The sequence below is a fragment of the Polaromonas sp. P3_C2 genome (genome assembly GCF_056402675.1).
On the sequence record NZ_JBFUGX010000361.1, the window covers coordinates 1 to 4,257 of the forward strand.

General features: G+C 59.8%; 3 protein-coding genes. All 3 read right to left on the minus strand.

Annotated features, from left to right (window positions below):
• Positions 1–1,543 (minus strand): SpoVR family protein (locus tag AC1DWI_RS15030; protein WP_477725119.1); only part of this gene is annotated, 1,543 nt, incomplete at its 3' end.
• A complete protein-coding gene (locus AC1DWI_RS15035; RefSeq protein WP_477669606.1) occupies positions 1,540–2,814 on the minus strand; it encodes a YeaH/YhbH family protein in 1,275 nt (424 codons plus the stop codon). The genes AC1DWI_RS15035 and AC1DWI_RS15030, both read right to left, overlap by 4 nt.
• A 63-nt stretch (positions 2,815–2,877) precedes the next feature.
• A partial coding sequence (locus tag AC1DWI_RS15040; protein WP_477725120.1) for a PrkA family serine protein kinase occupies positions 2,878–4,257 on the minus strand: 1,380 nt, incomplete at its 5' end.

The following is a 4,257-nucleotide window of genomic DNA, read 5'->3' on the forward strand; positions in this document are numbered from 1 at the left end:
CCTCCCAGTGCTGCACCACCTTGCCATGCTTGTCCACACTTTCAAGCAGGACGGGAAAACCCCAAAGGCGCGCAACATGCTTGATCACCTCCTGGACATCGTCCGTGAGCGTTCGGTCGTTGTGGCGGCTGTGGCGCAAGGTCAGGGAGCGGGTCCCGCGCACGTCCACGTCCCAGACCTGTATGTTGGGCTCGCGGTAATTCAGGTCATGCTGGCGCGACAGCGCCTCGCGTACATGCCGATAACCCGCGTCGTCATGAATGGCCGCCACTTCAAGCTCGGACTTGCTCGCATCATCCACCACTGAGAAGAGGCGGAATTCGCGTATCAGACGCGGCGAAAGGTATTGCCCGATGAAACTCTCGTCGCGGAAATGCCGCATCGCGTAGTCCAGCGTCTCCAGCCAGTTGGAGCCGGCAACGTCCGGCAGCCACTGCCGGTCTTCTTCCGTGGGAGACTCGCAAATGCGCTTGAGGTCGCTGAACATGGCAAACCCCAGCGCGTAGGGGTTGACGCCGTTGTAGCCCGGATGTGTCACCGGCGGCTGGTAAATGACATTGGTGTGGGATCGCAGGCATTCGATCATGAAGCCGTCGGTCAGCAAGCCCTCGTCGTACAGGGAATTGAGCAGTGTGTAATGCCAGAAGGTGGCCCAGCCTTCATTCATGATCTGCGTCTGGCGCTGTGGGTAAAAATACTGGCCGATCTTGCGCACGATGCGGATCACCTCGCGCTGCCAGGGTTCCAGCAGGGGCGCGTTCTTCTCGATGAAATACAGGATGTTTTCCTGCGGCTCCGGCGGAAAACGGCGATGGGTTTTTTCGGCCGGCTTGTCGGCAGACCTGGGGACTGTGCGCCACAGGTCATTGAGCTGCTGCTGCAGATAAGCCTCGCGGTCCTTGCGGCGGGCTTCTTCCTCCGCCAGCGACAGCTTCTGCGAGCGCTGGTAACGGTCCACGCCGTGGCTCATCAGGGCATGGCAGGAATCCAGCAGCTGCTCGACGGGCTCCCAGCCGTGGCGCTCTTCGCACTCGGCAATGTAGGCCCGCGCGTATACCAGGTAGTCGACGATGGCGCCGGCGTCGGTCCACATCTGGAACAGGTAGTTTCCCTTGAAGAAGGAGTTGTGCCCGTAGCAGGCATGCGCCATCACCAGCGCCTGCATGGGCATGGTGTTTTCTTCCATCAGGTAGGCGATGCAGGGGTTGGAATTGATCACGACTTCGTAAGCCAGCCCCATCTGGCCGCGCCGGTAATTTTTTTCCGTCGAGATGAACTGCTTGCCGAAGGACCAGTGCCGATAGTTCACCGGCATGCCCACCGAGGCATAGGCATCAATCATCTGCTCGGCCGTGATGACCTCGAGTTGCACCGGGTAGGTGTCCAGGCCGAAGGACTTTGCCTTTCGCGCAATCTCGCCGTGGTAGAGCTCGATCAACTCGAAGGACCAGTCGGACGGGCTGGGCAGGCAGGCATGCCGGCGCCCGGTGCCGGACAAGCCAGGCGCCGCCACTTCGGCAGGCTTTCTCTCGCTCTTTGTCATGGCTTGACGCCTTTTTTGAACAACTCCCTGAACACCGGGAAAATCTCGTCCGCGGCTGCGACCTTGCGCATCGCGAAATTACGGTTGTCCTCTTGCACCTGGGTGTACTCCTCCCAGAGGTTCTGGTCCTCTTCACCGACCTGGACATAGGCGAAATACCGCGACACCGGCAGCAGCTTGCCGACCAGCAATTCGCGGCAGCGTGCCGAATCCTGGTGCCAGTTATCGCCGTCCGAAGCCTGGGCGCCATAGATGTTCCAGTCGCCGGGAGGATAGCGCTCCTGGATGATCTGGTGCATCAAGGCCAGTGCGCTGGACACCACGGTGCCACCGGTTTCGGTGGACTGGAAGAATTCCTCTTCGGACACCTCGGTGGCCTGGGTGTGGTGGCGAATGAAGATGACGTCGGTTTTCTCGTAATGCTTCCTGAGGAACAGGTACAGCAGGATAAAAAACCGTTTGGCGATGTCCTTGCGCGTTTCGTCCATGGAGCCCGATACATCCATCAGGCAAAACATGACCGCCTTGGCACTGGGCTGCGGCACCCTGACCCGGTTGCGGTAACGCAGATCGAAGGGATCGAAAAACGGGATGGCCTTGAGGCGCCGGCGAAGCGCGTCGACTTGTGTCCTCAAGGARAGAATCTCGTCAGGCAGGTCCGGCGCGTCGCGCAGCGCCAGCGCCAGCTGCGCCTCCAGCTCATGCACCTGCCGCCGCGTCTCCCCGCCTATGGCGATGCGCCGGCTGAGCGCGACCCGCAGCGAACGCACCACGTGCAGGTTGGTCGGCGTTCCGTCCGAGATGAAACCGGCGCGGCGGGACTTCCATTCCGGCGCATCGGGCAAAAGCTGGGTACGTATGAGATCGGGCAGCGCAAGGTCGTCAAAAAAATACTGCATGAACTCTTCGCGCGTGATGCGGAAGACAAAGTCGTCCTCACCCTCACCGTCGGGACTGGCCTCACCGCCCGACCCGCCGCCGCTGCCGCCCTGCGGCCGCGCGATGCGGTCGCCGCGTACGTATTCGCGGTTACCGGGGTGCACAGTCTCGCGCGTGCCGCCGGTATGACCAAACACCGGCTGGTAAACGTCGCGCCGCGGCAATGTGACGTCTTCGCCCTGTTCGATGTCATGGATGCTGCGGCCCGCGACAGCACGGCGCACGGCGTCGCGTATCTGCCCACGGAATCGGCGCAGGAAACGCTCGCGGTTGCCGATGGACTTGTTCTTTCCCGCCAACCGCCTGTCAATGACTTGCTGGAGCACGTTGATCTCCGGTCACATACACATGACTACACCTGACACAGGACGCGCCGCCACGGCGCGCCGCGGCCCTCAGGAACTCTTGCGTACCCGCAGGTACCAGTCGCACAGCAACCGGACCTGCCGCGTGGTATACCCCTTGGCGACCATGCGGTTGACGAAGTCTTCGTGTTTTTGCTGCTCGTCCGCGCTGGCCTTGGCATTGAACGAAATCACTGGCAGCAGGTCTWCGGTGTTCGAGAACATCTTTTTCTCGATCACGGTACGGAGTTTTTCGTAGCTGGTCCAGACCGGGTTCTTGCCCGCATTGTTGGCCCGCGCGCGCAACACGAAATTGACAATCTCGTTGCGGAAGTCTTTCGGGTTGCTGATGCCGGCAGGCTTCTCGATTTTCTCGAGCTCGGCATTGAGCGCCGAGCGGTCAAAGATTTCGCCAGTATCGGTATCACGGTATTCCTGGTCCTGGATCCAGAAGTCGGCGTAGGTCACGTACCGGTCGAAAATGTTCTGCCCGTATTCCGAATAGGACTCCAGGTAGGCCGTCTGGATTTCCTTGCCGATGAACTCGGCATAACGCATGGCCAGGATTTCCTTGATATAGGCCAGGTACTTCTGCTCGGTTTCAGGCGGGAACTGCTCGCGCTCGATCTGCTGCTCCAGCACATACATCAGGTGCACAGGGTTGGCCGCGATTTCGGTGGAGTCGAAGTTGAACACCTTGGACAAAATCTTGAAGGCAAAACGCGTCGAGATCCCATTCATTCCCTCATCGACACCCGCATAGTCGCGGTATTCCTGGTAGCTCTTGGCTTTCGGGTCGGTGTCCTTGAGATTTTCGCCGTCATACACCTGCAGCTTGCTGAAGATGCTGGAGCTCTCGGGCTCCTTCAGGCGCGTCAGCACGGCAAACTGCGCCATCATCTTCAGGGTGCCGGGCGCGCAGATGGCGTTGTGCAGCGAGGAGTTGTGAATCAGCTTTTCATAAATCTTCACTTCCTCCGACACGCGCAGGCAATACGGAATTTTGACGATGTAAATCCGGTCCAGGAAAGCCTCGTTGTTCCTGTTGTTCTTGAACGCCTTCCACTCGCTTTCGTTGGAGTGCGCCATCACGATGCCGTCGAAGGGAATGGCGCCAAAGCCCTCCGTGCCCTTGAAGTTGCCTTCCTGAGTGGCGGTCAGCAAGGGATGCAGCACTTTGATGGGCGCCTTGAACATCTCCACAAATTCAAGCAAGCCCTGGTTGGACAGGCACAGGCCGCCGGAATAGCTGTAGGCGTCCGGATCGTCCTGGGCGTAAGTCTCCAGCTTGCGGATGTCGATCTTGCCGACCAGCGAAGAGATGTCCTGGTTGTTCTCGTCGCCAGGCTCTGTTTTGGAAATGGCGCACTGCTTCAGTATGGAAGGAAAGCGCTTGACCACACGGAACCGGCGAATATCCCCGCCGTACTC